The organism is Candidatus Enterococcus testudinis, assembly GCF_002140915.1.
Classification (GTDB): Bacteria; Bacillota; Bacilli; order Lactobacillales; family Enterococcaceae; genus Enterococcus_D; species Enterococcus_D testudinis.
Genome location: NZ_NGKU01000001.1, coordinates 81,277 through 105,546 on the forward strand (window position 1 = coordinate 81,277; position 24,270 = coordinate 105,546).

The window sequence follows — 24,270 nt, forward strand, 5'->3', positions numbered from 1 at the left end:
AAATTTTTATTCTGCTAGAATGATCGAGTAACACAAAAAGAAAGGAAGTTTTTTATGCCCATCAACAAAAAAGAAAGTTTGATTTATACCACCTTGATGTGTTTTTTCATGGTGTACTTTATGAGTGTTTATAATCTCATGTTCCAAGTAGGTGTATCCATAGAAGCGTTCCAATTGGCTTGGAATGAGTTGCCATTGGCACTTTGTATTGCATTTATTCTTGATTGGTTCATCGTATCAGGACCAGCAAAAGGTTTTGCGTTTAAATATTTGACCCCTGATTCTGCCACTTGGAAGAAAATCGGTTTGATCTCTTCACTGATGATTGCAGGGATGGTCTTCTTTATGTCATTATTTGGTGCCATCATGCATGGCAATCCAAGTCATTCACTCGTAATCAATTGGCTGATCAATATCGGAAAAAATGTGATAGTTGCATTGCCATTGCAACTTTTTGTCGCAGGACCAATCATTCGCGGGATTTTCCGTGGACTATTTCCAATCGGGACTATCCAAGAAGCGCAACCTGTGCAAGACTAGTAATGAGATGAAAGTATGCGCTGATTGCGTCTGTTCATGTTGTTCAAAGATACACAAAAAAAACCCATAGGATGGTATGGGTTTTTTCGGTTACCCTATGAAATAGGATACAGGATGTACATTTATAATAATATGCAGCACAAAAAAAGAAAAGTTCAACTATTTCACAACCTGGTGAAATAGTTGAACTTTTCTGCTTATTCTGTATAGAAACTTACCAATTGATACCAGCGCCGTTCATCTAAATGATAGGATTGAACCGAATAACCGCTCATGGCAAAACCAATCAAGCCTACGACTAAACCAAGAAACATAAACGCAAGACTGACGGAGACTAGAAACTTTTTGTTAATGGTTATCATTTATATGCCCTTCTTTCTGTAATTGGTCAATAATTGTTTAGGCCATAGCAGACAAGCCATTGATAAGCGTGAAAATAAATGGCTCATTCGATAAGTTGCTAACAAACATAGTAGCCCAAAACCAAACAAGAAGAGCCCTGCACCTAATTGTGAGAATAGAAGGAAGAGGCCATCTGCAGTTAATAAAGGACTTAAAACAACACTAGCAATCCCCCCTAGTAGTGTTGCTATGCCCATGAGTCCGGTGGTTAGTGGACCACACCATAATACTAGCAGTACACTTAGCATCAACAAAATAGCAGCCAGTAATAAGCTTCCCCACAATGGAAACCCCAAAATCAGTATCACATATAGCAGGGGATGGAAACGCCGAGGGATCTCGACCACGATTTCTTCTTCTGTTTGCAGCGCTTTGATTAAATCTTTTGGGTTACCTAATCGCGTCACAGCTTCTTCTTCCGATAATCCTTCTTCTATCAAATCATCGATCATTTCATCGTAGTAATCGATCAGCTGATGTATTTCACTAGGCTTGGTTTTGTAAGATAGCTCCGCAGCCAATTCTTTAATAAATTGCACTCTCTCCATTTAAACGCCTCCTTTGATAAACCGTTGAATCATTGTCAATTGCGGCCAGTCTGTGGTTAGAAATTCAGTGATTCGTTCGTTGCCTTGCGGTGTGATTTGATAATACTTTCTTGTGCGACCTTGATGATTTTTTGTATAAGTGTGAACCGACTGGCTTGTTTCCAAACGCTTCAGAATAGGATAGAGGGTTGATTCAGAAATAGGCAATAAGGGAGAGATATTTTTGACCATCTCGTACCCATACGAATCACCTCTTTGTAAAAAAGCCAACACACAGATCTCCAACAACCCTTTTTTTAATTGTGCATCCACAGCTTTCCCTCCGTTTCATACCCATACTATACAATACATAGTATCGAGGAACAACCCATTGTGCCAAAAATCAGTCTTAGGAATGAGAACCGACTAGATTTTTGTTTTAAGTTAAAATTAATTCATGATAATTAAAATATTTTATTTTAAATGACATTTTTATATAGGATACTGTTCCCTTTTTTGATAAAGTAGTAGTAACGAATCATTGTGTTAGATAAAAACAGATAGATGTCCCTTAAGGTCAAGTGAGGAAGAGGCGGAAGAAAACAGTATAGTCAGTCGACTCGATTTGTATGAGGAGGTGAGAAAGAATCGTGTCCATGACTGTAAAGAAAGGAAGTAAATAACAATGAGAAAAGCAAATATTACAAAAAACTACTTGATTTTGTGCCTTAAAAAATATATTTCCGAGCATTATACCAAAAAAATTACAGTTAGAGGAATCGCTGCATACGCGGGTACATCGACGCAACCCATTTATTTGAACTTTTCAAGTATGCAACAATTTAAAGAAGCGATGGTGGCTGATGTCTTCTTGGATATCCATAAAACAACCAATCCCGCTATGGGGAATGTCGATGCTTTGTATAGTTATTGGTTTAACTATTATGCATTTGCTTGTCGGAATCAATATTTGTTTTACGCATTATTTTTGGAAAATATCGGTTGTGGACACTGTGTCCAAGACCATTCGTATCATTATTTTGTTGAATCGATCAATCAATCTGAGGTGTTTGCAAACGCATCATGCAAGGATATACGTAAAATCCATGATGAAGCATTGATTTTTTTTGTGGGACTTATTTTGACGTATCCAAAAAAAGTCGACATGATGGATCTGCCGTCATTTATGCAAGACACTCAGGACTATTGGTACCGCAGAATCGTGGATCCCAAAACAGCGTATAAAGATATTATCCCACAGTCATTGATTGATGCTGGATTGATTATGTGGGATGAGTAGTAGAGTAATTGCGGGTGTAAGGTTCAGAATATTTCGATAACGTTTGTTTGCTTTGCTTCATTTTGGAAACTGATCATTTGGTACCTTTGGTAAATAAAAGGGCAGTTTCAGTCGGACCCGTGTTCCATTTTCGGGTGATGAGGTGATTTTTAATGCATTTTCAACACCATAATACAAAGCAATTCTCTGACACACATTATGGATCCCATAATGTGTGTTCGTTTTTTCTGTGATCGATTTCAGCTGTTCTGGCGACATCCCTGGACCATTATCATGAACTTCAAATAGCAAATGGTGATCTGAGCAGTAGCTGCGGATGGTCAAAACACCACGTCGGTCATCTTCTATATGGTCGATTCCATGGAAAATTGCATTTTCAACAAAGGGCTGCAGTAATAAATTGATCATGTCATACTCCTTGGTTCGTTCATCAATAGATACTTGCAGATCAAAAGAGTGATGATGCATCTTTTGTTGAATTTTGGCATACGTGATTGTAAGCGCCAATTCTTTCTGGACCGTTAAGCGGCTATTCCCTTGATTTAAGCTAAGTCGATAGAAATGGGAGAGGAGATGGGCCATCTCACTAATTTCTGGTTGTCGATGAATCATTGCAGTATTACTGATCAAAGCCAATGAATTATAAAAAAAATGTGGATTGATCTGTGCCTGTAAAGCACGTAGCTCGTATTTCCTTTGCTTGATTTCAGCTTGATAAACTTCATTGATCAATTTGTGAATCTGATCAAGCATTTGCTGAAAGTTTGTATAAAGTTGACCAATTTCATCTGTTGATTCATAAAAATCTTTAATTTTTAAATGTTCCATAGAGAATGAGGCCATTTGTTTGGTTAGCGCGTTCACCGGATGAACAACGGTTTTAGCTAACCACCAACTGGATATGATGAGAAAAATCAATACAATCAAAAAAAGCACGCTTGCAGCAGTGATCAAATAAAATGTACTGCTAAAAACTGTTTGTGCGGTTTTTACAAACACAACCCGCCACTGGTTATTCAGGATAATCGGGTCGGTGTCTAATGCCGCAGGTTTAATCAACTGGTTGCTCTGTCGTGCTTCTTGTTGAGTCAGACGTTCAAATTGATAAACTAGATGATCGGACTCAGAATAGATCAACAAGTCATAGGGTTCATTTGATATTGCATTCAGATGAGTGAAAAGCGTGCTTGGTTCAATCGTTAAAACGAGAAAATTTTGTGTATCAATGGAATTGCCTTTCAAAAAGATAGTTGTATAAAAATATAACAACTGATTATCTTCATCAAAATAACTACGTACATCAGTTGTTTTCTGCTGATCAAATAAATGTACAATACTTTCTTCATTGATTTGTTTCACATACTCTCCATGGTCGTATAAATCAAGCGATGTAAATAGCGTAATCTTTTGGATATCATTTTTTTGGAACGTGACACTTTGAAATAAAGGTACCACTGTATTTTTGTATAAATCATATTGACTATAATTTGAAAAACGTTGCTTCGACAGTTCTTGAATCAGACTTGCATTATTTGCTAAAAACAGCAAACTATCTTGATAACTGTTAATCTTTGTTTCTAATTGATACCGAATACTTGTTACATTATCTTCATAAGCACTTTTTTCCTGCTGTTGTATAAAAAACTGGATGACAAATACGCCTATGATAGTCAAGAGAATCAATGGAATAATACTGGAAAGAAGAGAAATCAAAATGATTTTCTTTTGAAAGTGCACATTTTTGAAGAGTTGCTTTGTTTTGAATAGCATTTAAAGTCCTTTCTTCCGATAAGCATCAGGGGTCATCCCAACGATTTCCCGAAAAGTTTTACAAAAATAAGAGTAGTGATTAAATCCTACTTGTTTTGAAATTGACTGGATACTGTATGAACTGTTTTTTAGTTTTTTCTGGGCTTGCATAATTCGGTAGGATTTAATGTACTTTGTGAGCCCCATCCCCTCATATTTACTAAAAAGTGCACTTAAATAATTGGGGTTGATATTAACCTCTTTCGCCAAAATTTCCAAGCTAAGCTCTTGATGGAAATTGGAGAAAATAAAATGTTTGACTTGGCGGATATAGCCGCTTGAGTGACCATCCTCGGTCAGATTGACATTTTCTTTGATAAATTGCAAAAGTTCTTCAACAACTATCATAGCTGCTTCTAAACTATCTGCTTCCAAAATCCGATTTAATTCCTGGCTTAGAGAAGTAACTTCCACCAAGCCATGTGCATCTTCAACGAGTGTTTGATAAAGTGTAGCAAAATAAAATTTGGCAGTTGTGGGGGATTCACTGCTGCTTGCTTCAAAGGACGCATAGACCATTCGAATCAGTTGAGTCATTTTGTTTATATCACCTTGCTGCATATAGGTCCTGATTTTCAAGGGAATACCAGTTTTGACAATATAGTGATGGTCTGGCAGCAATAAACAGGTTTGTTTCTTTTCGTTAGGGTAAAAAGAATGTTTGTAAGACGACAATAATGATTGATAAATAGAATAAACCGCGAATGGATGCTGAATAGGTGCACTCGTCACAAATGTAGGGTGCATCTGAAAATGGTTCCAAAAAAGCGTATGGATCTTTTTTTTGAGAAGCGACTCTTTGATTGAACGTGTTGAATCAAAAAATATGAGATGAGTCGGATGTATGGGTATGAAACCAATATCTGGTTCTTCATGAATCAAGGACGCCAAAAAATGGACTTGATTGTTCGTATCCTTGGGCAGAGGAAGAATCGTAAACTGATCATTGTCATTTAAAAAAAATTGCGCAATCGATTGCTCTTCAGCTGATAAATTACCCCAAGGAAGGCCCAAAAAAATCTTTGTCAACGTTTCTTTTAAGTATCGACGATCATGTAACTGGTTTTGTTCTTGTTGGCTTTTTTGTGTGTGGACAATGGACAATATTTTCTCTATTTGGACTTTAAATGTATCTGGATCGAGTGGTTTTAGTAGATAATCGACTGCTTGCAGCTGCAAAGCTTTTTTGACGAAATGAAAGTCCTCATAGCCGCTAATAAACAACAGTGGCGTTTCTGGCTTGTTGTTTTTTATTAAGTGGGCGAGTTCATGGCCATCCATAAAAGGCATTTTTACATCCGTAATGACGAGGTCATATGGTTCTTTTTGAAACATCAGCCACCCTTCTCGACCATGTTTGGCTTCATGAATCAGCCATTTTTCAGCCCTCTGTGCGACAAAGAATTTAATCACCTCTCTTTGATCAAAGCTGTCATCTACGATAAGTAAGCGATACATGCATATGTCCTCCTTTTCTTCATCTTAACGGATAGATTGATTTCTTTATTTCATAATAATGGATAAATCAGAGAAAATACACAGTATATTTGTAAACGGTTTATTCTTTCTCGATATTGTGCTATAAATCTGAAAATCGTGCTATATCATCAATGAAATCGTTTGCGTATAATAATGAAGAATCAAAAAAACAAGGAGGGAAAATAATGAAAAGAAGAATTGCAACTTTTGCTGCTTTATGTTCTTCAGCACTGCTATTAGCTGGGTGCGGATCAGAAGAAGCCAAAACGAATGAAGACGGGGACATCATCATCACTATTGGTCGGCAAACGGCACCAAATGCTAAGCTTCCAGAGGGAGATACTTATGGAGACAACGCCTATACACGATTAATCAAAGAACGGTTAGGGATTGAAATGGAAAGTGCCTTTGAAGCACATGGAGAAGATTACGATCGGCAAGTGTCTTTAGCCATCGCTTCGGGTGAGTTACCAGATACCATGATTGTTGGAAGCCGGGATGAATTAGAAGAATTAGTCAATAATGATTTAGTAGAGGATTTAACTGAAGTATTTGATGAATATGCGGATGATTTTTTGAAAGATATTTATGATTCTTTTGATGGTATTCAATTAGAAGCAGCAACTTTTGATGATCGATTAATGGCAATTCCTTCAACCAGCGATGACTTTGGACCGAATTTAGTTTGGTTGCGACAAGACTGGTTGGATCAGCTAGGAATCGAATTAGACAAAGATGGCAATCAAGCAATTACTTTAGATGAAATCAAAGAGGTAGCGATTGCGTTTCAGGAAAATGATCCTGGAAATACGGGTAAAGCATTAGGTTTACCACTCGCATTTTGGCTGTCTTCACCAGGTCATGGCGGGACAGCATATACAGGAACAGCGATTATGAATGCTTTTGGGGCTTATCCAAAATCATACTTGCAAGATGAGCAAGGACAGATGTTCTATGGGTCAAATACGCCAGAAATGAAACAAGCTTTGACATTGCTAAAAGAATGGCAAGATGAAGGTTTCATGGATCCACAATTTGGTACACGTACCTATGACGATATACATGCAATGATGGTCAACGGTGAATCTGGTGTGATTTTCGGTCCTTGGCATATGCCTGATTGGGGCTTGGTACAAGCCAAACAAAATGATCCTAATGCAGAGTTTGTTCCATATGCTGTTGAAAATGAAAATGGAGACGGTAGGGTCAATGCAATCGCCAACCGAGGAACGGGGCAATATATCGTAGTACGCAAAGGATTCTCTGAACCAGAAAAAATTATGGAAATGATCAACTTGATATACGGGGAAGTACCGAATTCAGATGATATTGAAGCTGATTTCCCAGAAATTTATGAGTATGCCAAAATCGATGTTGATGGCACAGCTCGCCCTTGGAATGTCGTATTTTTGAATGCGTATAGTGAAATCGATGATGCAGTAGAGGCCTCTAATGCAGCTTTGGGAAAAACAGATATAGAGGATATTTCTAATTTCTTTATCAAAGACAATGCAGAAAAAATCAAGCAGACATTAGAGTCACCGGAGGATACAGATCCAGTTGATTGGACTCGATTTGCTTCTAGGTATTTGGCAGTTAACAATGTGATGGGGGGCGTGAGGGAACAAGGTCTCTTGAATGAAGTAAAACCGCCGCGCTTTGATACCATTGAGGCCAATGAGAGAAACGGGGCCCAAGTGGGGAAACTTGAAGAAGAAACCTTTATCAAGTTTATTACTGGCGAAGAATCACTGGACAATTTTGAAACCTATGTCGACACTTGGAACAACCAAGGGGGAGCCGCGATTCTAGCAGAAATGCAAGAGGTTGTAGATGCCCGTGATTAGGGCATTCATGTAACGTCAACTAATCTGGTGCCAAACTTCCGATCAAAGAAATCGATAGAACGCGCTGTGCGACTGATTTCCAGTATTTGATCGGTTTTTTGGTTCCAATCATTTCGTCAAAGTCAAAGGAGTGAAGAAATGGAACTTTCAGCGAAGAAAGTCGCTAGACAGAAAAAGAAACATATATTTGCCAAAGACCAGTTGTTCTTTCTAGGAATGATTATTCCCGGAATTCTATTTATTTTGATTTTTTCCTATGGGCCGATGTTCGGTTTATTGATGGCATTTCAAGACTATGTACCGGCCAAAGGTGTGTTGGGGTCTGAATTTGTGGGGTTGGAACATTTTCGTTACTTGTTTAGTCTGCCTGATATTTTTCTAGTGACAAAAAATACGATTTTTATCGCTTTTTGGAAAATTATTTTTAATACCATTGTTCCGATTATATTTGCGATATTATTGAATGAAGTACGTATAAAGTGGCTAAAGAGTTCCATTCAAACGATTGTTTATCTCCCGCATTTTTTATCTTGGGTAATTTTAGCTTCAGTCGTTGTCAATTTGTTTAGTCTAGATGGAACGGTCAATCAAATCTTACAAAATTTCGGAATGGAGCCTTTGAATTTTCTAGGAAGTAATCAATTGTTTCCTCAGTTACTGATAGGTACAGATGTCTGGAAGAGTTTTGGCTATAGTTCAATTGTCTATTTGGCGGCAATTACAGCGATTGATCCTGGTTTATATGAAGCCGCCACAATGGATGGTGCGCGTTGGTCAAAAAAAGTCTGGCATGTGACTTTGCCAGGGATGCTGCCATTTATCCTTTTGATGACTATTTTATCCTTGCCGAATATTCTGAATGCTGGATTCGATCAAATCTACAATTTATATTCTCCAGTCGTCTACCAAAGTGGGGATATTATCGATACCTATGTTTATCGGATTGGGTTGATTGGTCGAGATTATAGTCTGGGTACTGCAGTTGGATTGGTCAAGTCTGTTATTGGTCTGATATTGATTTATACCTCAAACAAGATTGCTGAAAAGAAAACCGATCGAGTGATGTTCTAGGAAAGGAAAAAAACAAATGAAAGAAAAATTCAGTTTACGTCACGGTATCATATACGTGATTGTCATTTTATTGGCGCTCTCATGCTTGATTCCGATGATGAATGTGGTGGCAATATCTCTGAGCAGTAGTCAAGCTGTAGCAGCCAACAAAGTTGGTTTGTGGCCAATCGATTTGACATTTGCGGCGTATGAACGGATTATGGGTGATCAGCAATTTTGGCGTTCTTTTAACATTTCTGTGTTTCGGGTAGTTGTTTCGCTGTTGCTAAATATAGTGATGATCGTTACCATGGCTTATCCACTATCTAAAACAAAAAAAGTGTTTCGTCTGCGTCGCGTGTTGATGGGCTTCATGGTATTTGCAATGTTGTTTAGCGGTGGCATGATACCTACCTATCTGGTTGTGCGGAATTTAGGTTTGCTAAATACGATATGGGCTTTGATTTTGCCAAGTGCGGTACCAATCGGCAGTGTGATTTTAGTCATGAATTTTTTTCGCGGTATTCCAAAATCGTTGGAGGAGTCTGCCCGCATTGATGGGGCCAATCCGTTGCAAATTTTAACACGTATTTATATTCCTATGTCGTTACCATGTTTGGCTACAGTATCTTTGTTTAGTATCGTAGGGAGTTGGAATGATTTTTTCAGCGGTTTGATATATATGACAAAAACCGAAAATTATCCTTTGATGACCTACATTCAATCGCTGTCAGTCAATATCGCTGAAACGATGCAACGAGCAGGAAATCTAACTTCCGAACAATTGCAAAGCTTACTTGCTGTATCGGATCGGAATTTAAATGCTGCAAAAATAGTTGTTGCTGTTGTGCCGTTGTTGATTATTTATCCACTGTTGCAAAAATACTTTGTTCAAGGGATTGTTGTTGGTTCAGTAAAGGAGTAAATGACAATGATTTATTTTTTTCATTCTGATCGGTGGTTCGCGCGAATATTGGGTAAATTTGGGCAATTGCTTATTTTAAATGCGCTGCTTTTGCTGAGTAGTATACCAATCGTCACGATTGGTGCCGCTCAAACTGCCGGATTTCATGTCCTTATTCAATTGATTCAAGGAAAAGAAGTAGCAATTGTGCCTAGTTTTTTTCATGTATTTCGACAGTCATTTGTCAAAAGCAACTTGGTATGGATCGGGTTGGTATTATTTGTTTGGCTATTAGGCGTGAATTGGCTGTATTATATACAAATGGATCAATTGTTCAATGGTTGGATCATTGGATTAAGTATCAGTACCCTTATTTGTGCGCATCTTTTCCAATGTACATTTTTTTCTTTCGCGCGGTATAACAATCGTTTGCGATTGATCTTAATCAATGATATCAAGCTATTGATCATGCATCCTTTTAGGTCAATTTTGCTGCATAGTGTCACATTACTGCCGCTTTTATTGATGTTATTATCACCCAATCTATTTGTTTTTGGATTATATAGTGCTTGTTTTTTCGGCATAAGTGGTTGGATGTACGTGCGGTGTGGTTTACTGTTGGCTTTTTTTAGGAAATATGAGAAGGTAGAATAAGGAAAGATCTAAGATATGAATAGAGGCAGGATGGAGAGAATATATTGGCACATACAGGTATTTATGGAGTAAAGAAAATTCAAATTGATAAACGAATCGGTTTTTTAGAAGAACATACGTATCAAGGCAATGATTTAGGCATTACGTTTCAAAAGGATCAGACAACCTTCAAATGTTGGTCACCTGAAGCGGATGCGATGGAAGTGAAGATTTATCAAAGCGGTGAGGCAGGTAATGCTGACCAAATAATGACATTACCGATGACACAAGCAGATAATTGTTGGTCTGTAACGACGAACGAAGATGTCGAAGGGTTATTTTATACATATGGAATCACCCGAGGCGATGAAACGGTGGAATCTGTTGACTTATATGCAAAAGCAGTCGGAGTCAACGGAAATCGCGGTGCGATTCTTGATGTAAGTAAGATTCATCCGGAGGGATGGCAAGATACAAGCTATACAGTGCCTGCTGCATCCACAGATGCCTACATTTGGGAATTACATGTAGAAGATTTCAGCAGTGATCCGGATAGTGGTATTTCAAGCGAGAATCGTGGCAAATATTTGGCATTTACTGAGAAGCACACGCATCTTGTCAATGATACACAACAACCTACGGGCATGGCTTATCTGAAAGAATTGGGCATTAATTATGTACACTTATTACCAATATTTGATTATGACAATGACGAAACCGCCGAAACCTATAACTGGGGCTATGATCCCAAAAATTATAACGTCCCTGAAGGCAAATATGCTTCTGACCCGTTTGATCCCGCTGCGCGTATTCGTGAATGCAAACAAATGATTCAAGCACTGCATCAAGAAAATATCGGCGTTGTGATGGATGTTGTTTTTAACCATACAGCGATTACGGAGCAATCGTGGTTTAATTTGACAGTGCCTGACTATTATTACCGACAAAATAACGCAGGAGATTTCGCAGATGGTTCGGCGTGTGGCAATGAAACTGCTTCTGAACGCAAAATGATGCGTAAGTTTATCCATGATTCTGTTCTATTTTGGGCCAAAGAGTACCATATCGATGGCTTTCGTTTTGATTTGATGGGTCTTCATGATGTAGATACCATGAATCAACTACGCCAGCGTTTGGATGAGGAAGGATTTGAACATGTGATTCTATATGGCGAACCTTGGGATGCTGGCAGCAATCAAATCATGGCCCCAAATATTCCCGCCAATAAAAGTAATGTTTGGGCATTAGATGAACGTATTGCTGTATTTAGCGATGATTTGCGAGACAGTATCAAAGGGGATGTGTTTGAAGAAACGGATGGTGCCTTCATTCAAGGAATGAACGGTCGTCCTCAAGCAAAAGAAACCTTCTATCTTCATGATTTAGCGACTGCAATTCAAGGCAGCCCGCGTTATGATGACCATCATGCAGACAATCGTTGGGCCAAATCACCGCAGCAAGTGATCGCCTATGCATCAGTTCATGACAATTTGACACTTTGGGATAAATTGGTGGCGACAATGACCCCTGAAAATAAACAACGTGTTTATGGGAAAGACGACATGCTTCTTGCCCGTAACAAATTAGCCGCAGCCCTACTATTTACAAGTCAAGGAGCGGTCTTAACACAAGCAGGTGAAGAATTTGGCCGTACCAAAGAAGGCGATGAAAATTCTTTCCGTTCGTCGCTTCGAATCAATCAATTGGATTGGCAACGGGCAAAAGAATTCAAAGAATTGCGAGCTATCTATCGCGGATTATGGCAAATACGCCAAAACTATGCGCCATTGCGTGATCAGACCACAGCTTCTGCAATGAGAATGACCTTTTTGACTACGAATGCTGAGAATGTGATTGCTTATGAAATCCCGAATGATGATTCAACGCATCCATGGCAATCAATGATAGTGGCTGCAAATAGCAGTGAACAAGCGTGGCAATTGAATTTACCTGAGACGAACGAGAATGATCACTGGTGTCTTGTTGCAGATACAACTGCGGCAGGGCCTGAAGCACGTATGGCAGAAGAGACGCTTCTTGCACCGCTGCATTTTATGATATGGGTGAAAATGCGTCGGAAGTAGAAGGCTAAGATAGCAAAAGCTAAAACAAGCTAAATTATTTAGTTTGTTTTAGCTTTTTTGTAGTAAAAAAGGGTTTACTTTGCTATAATTTATGTGAACTGACATGAGAAAGTGGTGGATATATGAAGGTTGTTATCTCCGATATCGCCCGTCAAGCTGGTGTATCTAGTGGTACAGTTTCCAATGCTATCAATAATCGCAAAGGAATCAGCGAACAAAAACGGCAAGCAATATTGAAAATTGCGAGAGACATGGGCTATTTTGATCAACGGGAAATCAAGAAAACTGAGAATCAAAAAATAAAGTTTGTCATTATGAATAAGCAAGGGAATGTAGTAGGGGATACACCGTTCTTTTCTGAATTGATTCGTGGAATCGAAATGGAATGCAGTACCTTAGGATATGAGTTGGTGATTTCCCATACAACATTGGCATTGAATGAAGAACCCATGGATACGATTCGCCCAGAAATGGCAGATGGATTGCTGCTTTTAGGGACGGAATTGGAAAAAGCAGATTTAGATGCGTTTCGAGATATTGGTGTTCCTCTTGTTATTTTAGATACGGTGTTTAATGCACAAGACTTTGATTTTGTTGCAATCAATAATCGAGACAGTGCCTATCAAATCGTAGAAAAAATGATTGCCAAAGGTCATCGCGATATTGGGATTATCAATTCGACATTTCAAATCAATAATTTTCGAGAACGTAAGCAAGGATTTCTTCAGGCCATCCAAGATCATGACTTGATCCACTATGAAGAAACTGAAGCACTCGTTGAACCGACGTTAGAAGGTTCATACCAAGATATGAAAATATACTTGGAATCAATGGTTGCAGACAATCGCCCATTGCCTAGCGCTTTTTTTGCGGTCAATGACAACATTGCCATTGGTGCGATGAAAGCAATCAAAGAAATCCAGAGTTCTAATCAAGTGACCATTGTTGGCTTTGATGATATTCCACTGGCTGAGTTTTGCAGCCCGCCTTTAACGACTGTCAAAGTAGACAAAGTGTATCTTGGCAGGCAAGCGGTTCGGCGGTTAATAGAGAAAATCACAACGGAAGACACCAATCATATCAAAATGCTTTTGGGTACAACTATCGTTGAACGAGAGAGCATTCAAATAAAAAAAGACTAAACATGTAAAAAGTGTTTAGTCTTTTTTAGTTTTTAAACAAAAATATTTATCTAAAAGTCTTGCAAAATATTTAGCTTGTGATATAGTAAGTGTGTAAAAAGTAAGGGATTACATTTTAAGGAGTGTCTGGATGACAACGATTGGTCTTTTTTGTACAACTGGATTATCTACTGCGCTTCTTATACAAGCATTAAAAGAGCAGGTAGGTGATCAGAAGGCGGTAGCGATTCATTCCGCCCCGTTTTCAGAAATCTTCATGTCGGGAAAAGGATGCGATTATTTACTGTTGGCGCCTCATACCCGATTCAATCTGGAAAAAGTAACCGCCGCTTTTCCAGATAAAAAAATTGTGTTATTGACAGAAGAAGAATTCAGATTTCGACACTTAGAACGAATTGTAAAAGAAATAAATATTTAGCTAAATAAATAAAAATAGGAGAGGTTTTATGGATAAAGTAAAAATTGGTTTCGCCCCTACACGCAGAAATCTTTTTAGTGCAGAAGCAGCCATTGAATATGCGAATTTAACTCGTGAAAAAATGGATGAATTAGCGATTGATTATGTTGATATTTTGAACATCAATGAGGATGGTCTGCTTTATGATGATGAGGGCGTTGAACAAATCGCTGAAAAGTTCAAAGCCGCAAAAATAGATGGTTTGTTTATTGCCAATGAAAATTTCGGCACCGAATATGCCTGCGCCCGTCTAGCCAAAAAGTTGGATGTCCCTGTTTTATTGTGGGGGCCAAAAGATGAAACGCCAGCAGCAGATGGATCCCGTTTGCGAGATACCCAATGTGGACTATTCGCGATTGGTAAAGTGTTACGTCGATTCAAAGTACCATTTACCTACGTAAAAAATTCTGATATTGATTCACCAGAATTTGCTCGTGGCTTGCAAGATTTCATTAAAGTCTGCAATGTTGTCAAAACCTTTAAACAAACCCGTATTTTGCAAGTCGGACCACGACCATTTGATTTTTGGACAGTGATTTGCAATGAAGGAGAATTGTTGGAAAGATTCAATATTTCTTTATCGCCAGTCCCAATCAAAGAATTGGTCCAAGAAATTGAAAAGATCAAAGAGACACGAGCAGAAGACGTACAAGCGGTCATCAACTATTTTGAAGCCAATACGGAAGTGCAAATTTCTGCAAAAGACCTAGAGATGGTTGCAGCCTTAAAGGTTGCTTTGCAAAGTTTGTGTCAGACTTATGGCTGTAATGCCGGTGTCATTCAATGTTGGACAGCGTTGCAAGATGAGATTGGTATTTTGCCCTATGCTTCATTGTCTTTATTGCAAGAAGAAGGACTCCCATTTGTTTGTGAAACCGATGTCCATGGTGCAATTTCAGAGTTATTGATCGAAGCGGCTTCATTAGGGGAGCATCGAGCGATTTTCGCAGATGTGAATTGCCGGCATCCTGAAAATGAAAACGGTGAATTGCTGCAGCACTTAGGTGTCTTTGCTTATTCAACAGCAGAAACGAAGCCGATTTTACCACAACGCCATTTTGTGTTTGATTATCCTGGTTCGGTGGCGTTTCGTGCCATTAAGGATGAATATACGTTGTGTCGATTTGATGGGGACAATGGGGAATATTCATTACTAATGGGTACCGGAAAAGGGATTGATGGGCCTTATAACCAAGGAACGTATTTGTACCTGGAATTTGATAATTTAAATCGCTTAGAGTTCAAATTAGTTGAAGGACCTTATATCCATCATGTGGCTGCAGTTAGAAAAAATGTTGTACCAATTTTATATGAAGCATGTAAATATTTGGGCGTTCAACCTGACTTCTATGATCCAATCGAAGAGGATGTTAAAGCGTATTTGAGAGGGGATTAACTATGGAAATCACTGCGTTAAAATTAAAAGCATTGGAGATTCGTAAAGAAGTTTTGTCATTGATCTATCATGCCAAAACAGGGCATACCGGTTCTGACTTGTCTTGTACAGATATCCTCGTTGCGTTGTATTATCAAGTGATGCACATTGATGCAACAAAACCTGATATGATCGATCGTGACCAATACATTCAAAGCAAAGGACATGCGGCTGAAGTATTGTGGACTGTTTTGGCAGACAAAGGTTTTTTGACAAAAGAAGAACTTCAGACATTTTCTCAACTCAATTCACGCTTGATTGGTCACCCCAACAATAAAGTTGCGGGCGTTGAAATGAATACCGGTTCTTTAGGACATGGGTTGCCAGTTTCTGTTGGGATTGCGTTAGCTGGGAAGCTTGATCAGCGTCCTTATCACACGTATACGTTATTGGGAGATGGAGAACTCGCTGAAGGGTCTGTATGGGAAGGTGCAATGGCAGCTGCGAATTACAAACTTGATAATTTGACGGCAATCATTGACCGTAATGGGCTGCAAATTACTGGCGCATCGGAGGATGTGATGTCGGTAGAACCATTAGATGACAAATGGCGGTCGTTTGGCTGGGATGTACATGTGGTTGACGGCAATGACATGATTGCTTTGGTCGAGGTTTTGTCGCAACCCAATAAAAAAGATACACCCAAAATGGTGATTGCAAAAACAATTAAAGGCAAAGGCTACTCGGAAGCGGAGAATCAAGCCCATTGGCATCATAAAGTACCGACGGCAGAACAACTGGCGCAAGCACTATCAGAAATTGAGGCGCAGATGGAGGTCTTACGTAATGGGGAAGAATAATGTAGCAAACCGTCAAGCAATGTGTGAGATACTCATTGAAGAAGGTACAAAAAATCAAGCGATTACTGTGTTGACCAGCGATTCTCGAGGTTCAGCTTCATTGGCTGATTTTGCTCGTACATTGCCCAAACAAATCGTTGAGGTAGGCATTGCGGAACAAAATATTGTCAGTATTGCTGCTGGTTTGGCACATATGGGCAAGCGTCCATTTGTGGCATCTCCTGCTTGTTTCTTAAGTATGCGGAGCATTGAACAAATCAAAGTCGACGTTGCGTATTCAAACAAAAACGTTAAATTGGTTGGTATCAGCGGTGGTGTTAGTTATGGCGCATTAGGGATGAGTCATCATTCCTTGCAAGATATCGCAGTTGCCCGTGCTATTCCTAATTTACAGGTTTTGCTGCCAGCTGATCGCTTTGAAACCATCCAAATGTTCAAAGCACTGGCACAATCAGACGTACCCGCCTACATCCGTTTGGGGAGAAATCCTGTAGAAGACTGCTATGCTTCTGCTGATTATCCATTTGAAATTGGAAAAGCTGTGGAAATGCGGTCTGGCGAGGATATCACTTTGATTGCAACGGGAGAAACTGTCAGACAAGCACTGGATGCCGCTGAGATACTTGCTGAGGAAGGAATCAAAGCAACAGTACTGAACGTTCATTCTTTGAAACCTTTCGACAGTGAAGCCGTATTACGTGTCGCTAAGAAGACAGGTATTGTGGTCACAGTAGAAGAACACAGTCTGTATAATGGGCTAGGCGCCGCAGTTGCGGAAGTGTTGGCAGCAGAAACAGGAATCCGCCAAAAAATCGTGGCCTTTCCTGATGAAGCATTGATTACAGGTTCTGGTCCGGAATTATTTGCCCACTATGGCTTAGATGGTGCGTCGATTGCCAAAACAGCAAAAACGTTTATTGGAGGGTGAGATGGATAAACCTTACCACATTGTTTTAGATCAAAGTACGTCTGGTACCAAATTGCTTTTATTTGAAAATGGCAAAATACGTTATCGAAAAGACAAGAAACATCAGCAGATTTATCCAAAAGTCGGGTGGGTCGAACATGACCCCCTTGATATTTGGCATAATGTGCAAGCGCTTTTAGCGGATGTTTTTTCAGAACAAGCGATTACACCAGCTGAGGTTGCTGCACTATCGATCACCAATCAAAGAGAAACGATTATAGCATGGGACCGCACTACGGGGAAACCGCTATACAATGCGATTGTTTGGCAATGTAATCGCAGTGCTGCGATTTGTGAATCAATGCTTGCCAAGGGGCTTGAACCAATGATCAATCAAAAAACAGGTTTGAAAATTGATCCCTATTTTTCAGGCACCAAAATAAAATGGTTAGTCAACGAGATTACAGCAATCAAAGAAAAATCTGGGAGTGGTGATTTGGCGATCGGCACCATGGATAGTTGGCTCTTGTGGCATTTGACTGAAGGCAAAGTGTTCGCGACAGAAGCAAGCAATGCTTGCCGTACATTGTTGTATAATATTTCAACATTGGATTGGGATATGGAGTTGATTGACTTATTCGGCATTGATTTGGCTGATTTGCCTATGCTGAATCCAGCAGATGCCAGTTTTGGGTATTACCGAGGCATACCAATCAAAGGAGTTATGGCTGATTCGCAAGCTGCGTTATTTGGGGAAGAATGCACCGATATCGGTGATGTCAAAATCACGATGGGCACAGGTTGTTCGATCATGATGCAAGTGCAACAGCAGAATCAGTTGCGAGATCAACGTATCTTGACCACCACGGCTTGGCAAACAGCACATGACCAAGCTTTTGCATTAGAAGGAATCATCCGCTCTTGCGGCGATGCTATCAACTGGTTTAGTGAACATATTGCACCATTGCAGGATGTGACAGCTATTTGCGACCAAATATTGGATCAAGACAGTGATGAAGCCATTTATTTCATTCCTGCATTACAAGGGATGGGGGCACCATTTTGGAACAATCAAATGACAGCCAGTTTTTTGGGAATGAAGCGAACGTCAACTCAAAACGATTTATTGCGGGCAGTTCTAGAAAGCACAATTTTCCAAATCAAAGCCGTGATCGATGTGATGGAAGAAGTATCTGGACGTATGATCAATCAGGTCATGATTGACGGCGGCATGTCAAAGAATACTGGATTAATGACGTTATTGGCCACCTTGCTGCACAAAGAAGTCGTCGTTAGCGAAGTGGAAGAATTTTCGGCGATTGGGACTATGTCAATGGCTAAACCACAGCAACAAGCGCATCATTGGCAACAAAAACGGATCCAACCGAAAGCCGATCAGGCGACGATTCGTTTGAAATATGAAAAATGGAAACGGTTAATTGATTTGTCGATAGCTTTGGAAGGTGAGTAAGGAGGGGGATCATGGATACAACAGGATTTCGGATCAATGATACGGCATATGTCGATACGTATCTGCTACATCAATCGAAAGAGTTCAACGTGGGAAAGAAAAGACCGATAGTCATTGTTTGCCCAGGAGGAGGTTATGCGTTCACAAGCGATCGTGAAGCAGAAGCTATTGCGCTAAAATTCAACAGTATAGGGCTAAATAGTGTTGTTCTCTGGTATACAACTGGGGACCAGGTAAAGAATGTGCCGCAGCATGCATTAGTAGAGGCAGCACAAACTGTTCAATACATTCGCGCACACGCGAATGAATGGCTTGTTGATGAAACGAAGATCATTGTTTGCGGGTTTTCTGCAGGAGGTCATTTGGCCTTGCAACTGGCGACTAGATGGCATGATCCTTTACTTGCTTCAAAGTTAGGCATAAAGAGTGAAGACATTAAAGTTGATTTAGCGATTGCAGGGTACCCACTTGTCTATCAAGAAAAAGCTTTTGCACCCGACGAGTTAGGATTTGCCGCATCGGTGATTGCGCATCCGTTGACAGCAAATGAACGGTTCTTCGGGGCTAAAGAGCCTACAGATACAATGATTCAGCAAATGAATGTTTTGCACTATGTAGATGAATGGACGCCCCCGATGTTCATTTGGCACACCACAGAAGATGTATTGGTCGATGTTGACCATTCCTTGAAACTTGGGGTTAAATTAAGAGAAAAAAAACGCCCTTTTGAAATGCATATCTTTGAAAAAGGAGAGCATGGATTGGCACTAGGGGATCGTACGACTGCCAGAAAGGCAAGCCACTTGGATCCACACGTAGCACAATGGTTTACATTATGTGAAGGCTGGCTTCGTACGTATATTGATTCGCCTGAGTAAGGCGTAATCATAAGAAAGGGGAACTATCAATTGAAATTAACCGTTAGTCAAAATAAGCGCACCTTATTAAGAGATGGCCGCCATTTCTTCTATCTTGCAGATACCTGTTGGAGTACATTTACGAGTATCCAAGAAAACGAGTGGATCACGTATTTGGATAAGCGTAAAGAGCAGGGGTTTAATACCATTCAAATTAATATTCTTCCACAATGGGATCGCAGTAAAGGGGCATTCGATTTATTGCCTTACCCGGTTGAAGGAAAGAAATTTGATTTTGGTCAGACAAATAATGACTATTTTGAAAGAGCACAACGGCTTTGCCGCATAGCAGATGAAAAAGGATTCACATTGGCACTTGTTGTATTATGGTCTAATTATGTTGCGGGCACATGGGCAAGTGAGCTTGATGGCAGTATCAATGTCATTCCGCAAGCGAAACGACAAATTTATTATCAACAAGTTATTGATACATTTGATGTATTTCAGCCATTATATTTTATTGGAGGGGATACAGATTTCCCAACCCAAGAAACAATCGATACTTATTTGGAAGCGTTTGATTATTTTGAAAAAAACTCACCAGAGACATTAAAAACGATTCATATCAAAGGAAGATTCAAGGAGATTCCAACATTGATCTTACCGCATTTAGATGTATTCTTATATCAATCAGGGCACAATAGTTCATTCTTAGATATGCCTTATACATTAGCAGAACATTTTTATCAGTTGGAGCCACAACTACCGATCATCAATTCAGAGCCTTGTTATGAGCAAATGGGTTTTGCTAGACAAGTATATGGCCGTTTTGGGCAAAAGGATGTTCGAAAAGCGGCGTGGCAATCGATCTTATCAGGCGGATCAGCCGGGATTACTTATGGCGCTCATGGCATTTGGAGTTGGCAAACACAAGAAGCGGCTTTTGCTGAAGATATTGGAGAAGCATTCGACAGCCCGATGATATGGTCAGAAGCATTACAATTTCCTGGGGCCAATGATTATGGTTTTATCAAGCAGTTATTTGAATTATTAGCAATTGAACAATTGATCCCATGTCAGCAACATTTGGTTGATGCAAATGACCACATTCGTATGGCACAAACAGTAGATCAAGTGTATACATTGCTTTATCTACCTAGTAATACCACCATTCGTTTGCGTAATATACCAATAAGCAACGTGACACTCATTGATTTAAAAGAAAGAAGATTCTTTAAACCAAATTATAGTGTTACAGAAACAACCACTGTATTTAAACCACATACATGCCAAGAAGATGTCCTGTTGATCATAGAAAATAAGGAGTGAAAAAAATGGAAAAATATATGGATAATGTCTTAGTTTTTGCAGATAAAATCTCTAATAATCGCTATTTAAAAGCAATCTCAAACGGATTGATGGCAACATTGCCAATCAATATCATTGGTTCAATTGCTTTGCTGCTGGCAGTATTGCCTATACAGGGATGGACCAACTTTATTACATCTATCAATATTGGTGGCTATTTTTCAGTAGGTTATAGTATGACTGTTGGTGTCATTTCAGTCTATGCTGCCTTTTTAGTAGGGCACCGATTGGCAACAGAGTTTAAACAATCCGCTGTGCCAGCAGGAATTGTTTCGTTGTTTGCCTTTTTGATGATGACACCTTTAGTGACTTTAGAAGAAACCACAACTTTAGACATGAGTAAGTTGGGTGCACAAGGATTATTTACGGCCATGATTTGCGGGTTGGTATTTGCAAGAATTTATTGCTTGATTCTAGAAAAGAATATTGCAATCAAAATGCCTGCCGGTGTTCCGCAATTTGTAACGGATACGTTTGCTGGTTTGATTCCAGCTATTATCACAGGATTTATCGCAATTATTGTTAGCTGGGCATTTAGTTTTACGGCTTATGGCTCATTTTCTGATTTTATTTATCAAATTTTAGCTTTACCGTTGCAAAGTTTATCTTCAAGTGTTGGTTCCCTATTGTTCATTATCTTGATTCAAATGGTTCTTTGGTTCTTCGGGATTCATGGCTCATTAGTTGTAGGTAGTTTTATCACAGCATTATACTTGCCAATGGACGTTGAAAACATGGACGCGTTGGCGTCTGGAGTGGCACGTTCGGAGTTGCCAAATATCTTGAGCAAATCTTTCTATGATTTATTCGCTGGAATTGGCGGTGCGGGCGGAACTTTATCATTGGTAATTGTTATTCTGTTGATTGCCAAATCTAAACAATCCAGAACTGTGGCAAATCTAAGCGCTGTACCAGGTCTATTCACAATCAATGAGCCAATGATCTTTGGTCTGCCTTTGATTTTGAACCCAATTATGGCCATTCCATTTATTTTAACACCATTGGTTCAAGCGTTTATTGCTTATCTCGCTATTTGGAGTGGAATCGCACCTCGCTTGAGCGGTGTACAAGTACCATTTGGCACACCAATCTTCTTGAATGGATTTTTGGCGGGCGGCTGGCAAATCGCTGTCTTGCAAGTAGTATGTGTCTTAGCAGGTTGTGTATTATATATACCGTTTGTTAAAATCTTAGACAAAGAAAAATTGAAATCAGAAGCAGCCGCTGAAGCAGAAGCACAATCTGATCGAGCTGAAACAATCAAAGCATCAGCAGAGACTATTTGATTCTGGCATAATTTCAGTTAAAGTCTAAACAAAAAGCGTCAGAATTCTAAGGAAAGTAAGCGATTTTAAGATGACAATCCACCCACATCATGGTATAGTTAACCCAAGAAAACCCACGTTGGATTGTTACTGACTCGATCAGGCAAAACCTAAATAAGATAACGCTCTTGGTAGCGGCTCTTATTTAGGTTTTTTATTTTTTTCTGGGTGTTTCTGCGGTTGAAATGATAGTGCTGCATAGATATTGAAGCATTGTCGGAACAAAATAAGATAAGTGAAGGAGTATCGAAGATGACAAAATTTCCAGAGAATTTCTTATGGGGCGGCGCGACGGCTGCCAATCAATTAGAAGGTGCGTTTGATCGAGATGGCAAAGGGCTATCTGTTGCAGACGCAATGCCAGGAGGCAAGCAGCGTTTAGCCATCTTAGGTAGTGATACCTTTGACTGGACGATCGATGAAGCTGCGTATACTTATCCCAATCATCGTGGAATCGATCATTATGATCGTTTTAAAGAAGATATTGCGCTATTTGCAGAAATGGGCTTCAAAAGTTATCGTTTCTCTATTGCTTGGACACGGATTTTTCCGCAAGGAGATGAAACAACACCTAATGAAGCAGGACTAGCTTTTTACGATGCATTGATCGATGAATGTCTGAAATATGATATTGAGCCTGTGATCACGATTTCTCACTATGAAATGCCATTGCATTTGGCAAAAGCATACGGCGGATGGAAAAATCGTGCGTTGATTGCATTCTATGAGCGTTTTGCGAAGGTCGTGTTAGAACGATTCCACAGTAAAGTAAAATACTGGATGACGTTTAATGAAATCAATTCAGCGTTCCATTTTTCCGCATTGAGCCAAGGAATGGTCAACAGTACAGGTGCGGATAATTTTACGAATGTGGTTCAAGCTTGGCATAATCAATTTGTGGCAAGTAGCAAAGCAGTGAAGATCGGGCATGAATTAAATCCTGATATCCAAATTGGCTGTATGATCATTTATGCAACGACGTATAGTATTGATGCCAATCCAATCAATCAAACGGCGACGTTGATCCATAACCAAGCATTTAATTATTATTGTGCGGATGTTCAAGTCCGTGGTAAATATCCAGCATTTACGGATCGCCTGTATAAAGAGTATGGTGTGGATCGCAAAAATCTGGATATTACCGAAGAGGATTTGGCATTGATCGCACAATATACGGTCGATTACGTTGGATTCAGCTATTATATGTCTTCGGCTGTTGATGTGACGACTGAAGAAGTGGATGAAGTACAAGGCAACTTGCTAGGTGGTGTCCGCAATCCATTCTTAGAAGCGAGTGAATGGGGCTGGCAAATCGATCCTGAGGGATTACGGATTGCACTAAATGAATTATACGATCGTTATCAAAAACCTTTATTTATTGTAGAAAATGGCTTGGGGGCTATCGATACCTTCAATGAAGATGGTGTGATCGAAGATGACTATCGGATTGACTATTTACGTCGCCACATTGAAGCAATGGGGGAAGCAATCGAAGACGGTGTTGACTTGATTGGCTATACACCATGGGGTTGTATTGATCTCGTGAGTGCATCAACAGGAGAAATGAGTAAGCGCTATGGTTTTATCTATGTCGATTTTGATGATGAAGGCAACGGAACGATGGATCGTTCTAAGAAAAAATCATTTGATTGGTACAAAGAAGTGATTGCAACAAACGGTGAGAAGCTGGATTAATTATAGATGCAAAAGATGGCACTATTTGTTCTTGGGTAGATAAGATTGATCTGGATATAATCTATTCAAAAATGAAACAGGACCCAGTTAAACAATTTGTTTAACTGGGTCCTGTTTTTACTGTAGAAATGAATGCTTGCATGGAAAAACTTTCGATATTTCATTCAATAGGGTTAGAAATGTCGTTTTTTCCACTGGTCGTTCTATAGACAAAAAAATATTGAGATAAAAATGAAAG

22 protein-coding genes are annotated in these 24,270 nt (G+C 39.5%); 17 read left to right on the forward strand and 5 right to left on the reverse strand.

Going from position 1 to position 24,270, the window contains the following annotated elements; all coding sequences use genetic code 11:
* Window positions 1–54: 54 nt before the first annotated feature.
* A complete protein-coding gene (locus A5886_RS00380; RefSeq protein ID WP_086273135.1) occupies window positions 55–540 on the forward strand; it encodes a DUF2798 domain-containing protein in 486 nt (161 codons plus the stop codon).
* 197 nt (window positions 541–737) lie between these two features.
* Here the strand turns inward: A5886_RS00380 and A5886_RS15705 are convergent, their stop codons facing one another.
* Genes A5886_RS15705 through A5886_RS00390 form a run of 3 tightly spaced genes read right to left on the reverse strand, consistent with a single transcriptional unit; the run spans window position 738 to window position 1,802 of the window.
* Window positions 738–902, reverse strand: coding sequence for a hypothetical protein (locus tag A5886_RS15705; protein WP_179189942.1), 165 nt, complete (start codon window positions 900–902; stop codon window positions 738–740).
* Window positions 903–1,490, reverse strand: coding sequence for an HAAS signaling domain-containing protein (locus tag A5886_RS00385; RefSeq protein ID WP_086273136.1), 588 nt, complete (start codon window positions 1,488–1,490; stop codon window positions 903–905).
* Entirely contained in the window at window positions 1,491–1,802 is a 312-nt protein-coding gene (locus tag A5886_RS00390) for a PadR family transcriptional regulator (protein WP_086273137.1), read from the reverse strand.
* A gap of 352 nt (window positions 1,803–2,154) precedes the next feature.
* On the opposite strand from A5886_RS00390, the gene A5886_RS00395 reads away from it, so the two are divergent.
* A complete protein-coding gene (locus A5886_RS00395; protein ID WP_086273138.1) occupies window positions 2,155–2,769 on the forward strand; it encodes a TetR/AcrR family transcriptional regulator in 615 nt (204 codons plus the stop codon).
* Window positions 2,770–2,826: 57 nt separating this feature from the next.
* On the opposite strand, the gene A5886_RS00400 is transcribed toward A5886_RS00395, so the two are convergent.
* Entirely contained in the window at window positions 2,827–4,539 is a 1,713-nt protein-coding gene (locus tag A5886_RS00400) for a sensor histidine kinase (protein WP_086273139.1), read from the reverse strand.
* The gene (locus A5886_RS00405; RefSeq protein WP_086273140.1) at window positions 4,540–6,036 is read right to left on the reverse strand and encodes a response regulator transcription factor; all 1,497 of its coding nucleotides are present in this window, start codon (window positions 6,034–6,036) and stop codon (window positions 4,540–4,542) included. It lies immediately after the preceding gene.
* 206 nt (window positions 6,037–6,242) lie between these two features.
* Between A5886_RS00405 and A5886_RS00410 the strand changes: the two genes are divergently transcribed.
* From A5886_RS00410 to A5886_RS00480, 15 genes are all read left to right on the forward strand, one after another.
* A complete protein-coding gene (locus tag A5886_RS00410) occupies window positions 6,243–7,904 on the forward strand; it encodes an extracellular solute-binding protein (RefSeq protein ID WP_086273141.1) in 1,662 nt (553 codons plus the stop codon).
* Window positions 7,905–8,042: 138 nt separating this feature from the next.
* The gene (locus A5886_RS00415) at window positions 8,043–8,975 is read left to right on the forward strand and encodes an ABC transporter permease (RefSeq protein ID WP_086273142.1); all 933 of its coding nucleotides are present in this window, start codon (window positions 8,043–8,045) and stop codon (window positions 8,973–8,975) included.
* 16 nt (window positions 8,976–8,991) lie between these two features.
* Window positions 8,992–9,879, forward strand: a complete 888-nt coding sequence (locus A5886_RS00420; protein ID WP_086273143.1) for a carbohydrate ABC transporter permease — start codon at window positions 8,992–8,994, stop codon at window positions 9,877–9,879.
* 6 nt (window positions 9,880–9,885) lie between these two features.
* The gene (locus A5886_RS00425) at window positions 9,886–10,512 is read left to right on the forward strand and encodes a DUF624 domain-containing protein (RefSeq protein WP_086273144.1); all 627 of its coding nucleotides are present in this window, start codon (window positions 9,886–9,888) and stop codon (window positions 10,510–10,512) included.
* 44 nt (window positions 10,513–10,556) lie between these two features.
* The gene (gene pulA, locus A5886_RS00430) at window positions 10,557–12,575 is read left to right on the forward strand and encodes a type I pullulanase (RefSeq protein WP_086273145.1); all 2,019 of its coding nucleotides are present in this window, start codon (window positions 10,557–10,559) and stop codon (window positions 12,573–12,575) included.
* Between the two features lie 122 nt (window positions 12,576–12,697).
* Window positions 12,698–13,717, forward strand: a complete 1,020-nt coding sequence (locus tag A5886_RS00435; RefSeq protein ID WP_086273146.1) for a LacI family DNA-binding transcriptional regulator — start codon at window positions 12,698–12,700, stop codon at window positions 13,715–13,717.
* 130 nt (window positions 13,718–13,847) lie between these two features.
* Window positions 13,848–14,135 (forward strand): PTS sugar transporter subunit IIB, encoded by a 288-nt coding sequence (locus tag A5886_RS00440; protein WP_086273147.1) that lies wholly within the window; start codon window positions 13,848–13,850, stop codon window positions 14,133–14,135.
* A 28-nt stretch (window positions 14,136–14,163) separates the two neighbouring features.
* Window positions 14,164–15,570 (forward strand): L-fucose/L-arabinose isomerase family protein, encoded by a 1,407-nt coding sequence (locus tag A5886_RS00445; protein WP_086273148.1) that lies wholly within the window; start codon window positions 14,164–14,166, stop codon window positions 15,568–15,570.
* A 2-nt stretch (window positions 15,571–15,572) separates the two neighbouring features.
* A complete protein-coding gene (locus tag A5886_RS00450) occupies window positions 15,573–16,409 on the forward strand; it encodes a transketolase (protein WP_086273149.1) in 837 nt (278 codons plus the stop codon).
* Window positions 16,396–17,337, forward strand: a complete 942-nt coding sequence (locus tag A5886_RS00455) for a transketolase family protein (protein ID WP_086273150.1) — start codon at window positions 16,396–16,398, stop codon at window positions 17,335–17,337. Before A5886_RS00450 ends, A5886_RS00455 begins: the two co-directional genes overlap by 14 nt.
* A 1-nt stretch (window position 17,338) precedes the next feature.
* Window positions 17,339–18,787, forward strand: a complete 1,449-nt coding sequence (locus tag A5886_RS00460; protein WP_086273151.1) for an FGGY-family carbohydrate kinase — start codon at window positions 17,339–17,341, stop codon at window positions 18,785–18,787.
* Between the two features lie 11 nt (window positions 18,788–18,798).
* Window positions 18,799–19,665 carry an alpha/beta hydrolase gene (locus tag A5886_RS00465; protein ID WP_086273152.1) on the forward strand — a complete coding sequence of 289 codons (867 nt, stop codon included), beginning with the start codon at window positions 18,799–18,801 and terminating at the stop codon, window positions 19,663–19,665.
* A 30-nt stretch (window positions 19,666–19,695) separates the two neighbouring features.
* Window positions 19,696–20,973, forward strand: coding sequence for a glycoside hydrolase family 140 protein (locus A5886_RS00470; protein ID WP_086273153.1), 1,278 nt, complete (start codon window positions 19,696–19,698; stop codon window positions 20,971–20,973).
* A gap of 5 nt (window positions 20,974–20,978) precedes the next feature.
* Window positions 20,979–22,298, forward strand: coding sequence for a PTS sugar transporter subunit IIC (locus A5886_RS00475; protein ID WP_086273154.1), 1,320 nt, complete (start codon window positions 20,979–20,981; stop codon window positions 22,296–22,298).
* A 291-nt stretch (window positions 22,299–22,589) separates the two neighbouring features.
* Window positions 22,590–24,032 (forward strand): glycoside hydrolase family 1 protein, encoded by a 1,443-nt coding sequence (locus A5886_RS00480; protein WP_086273155.1) that lies wholly within the window; start codon window positions 22,590–22,592, stop codon window positions 24,030–24,032.
* The last annotated feature ends 238 nt before the right edge of the window (window positions 24,033–24,270 follow it).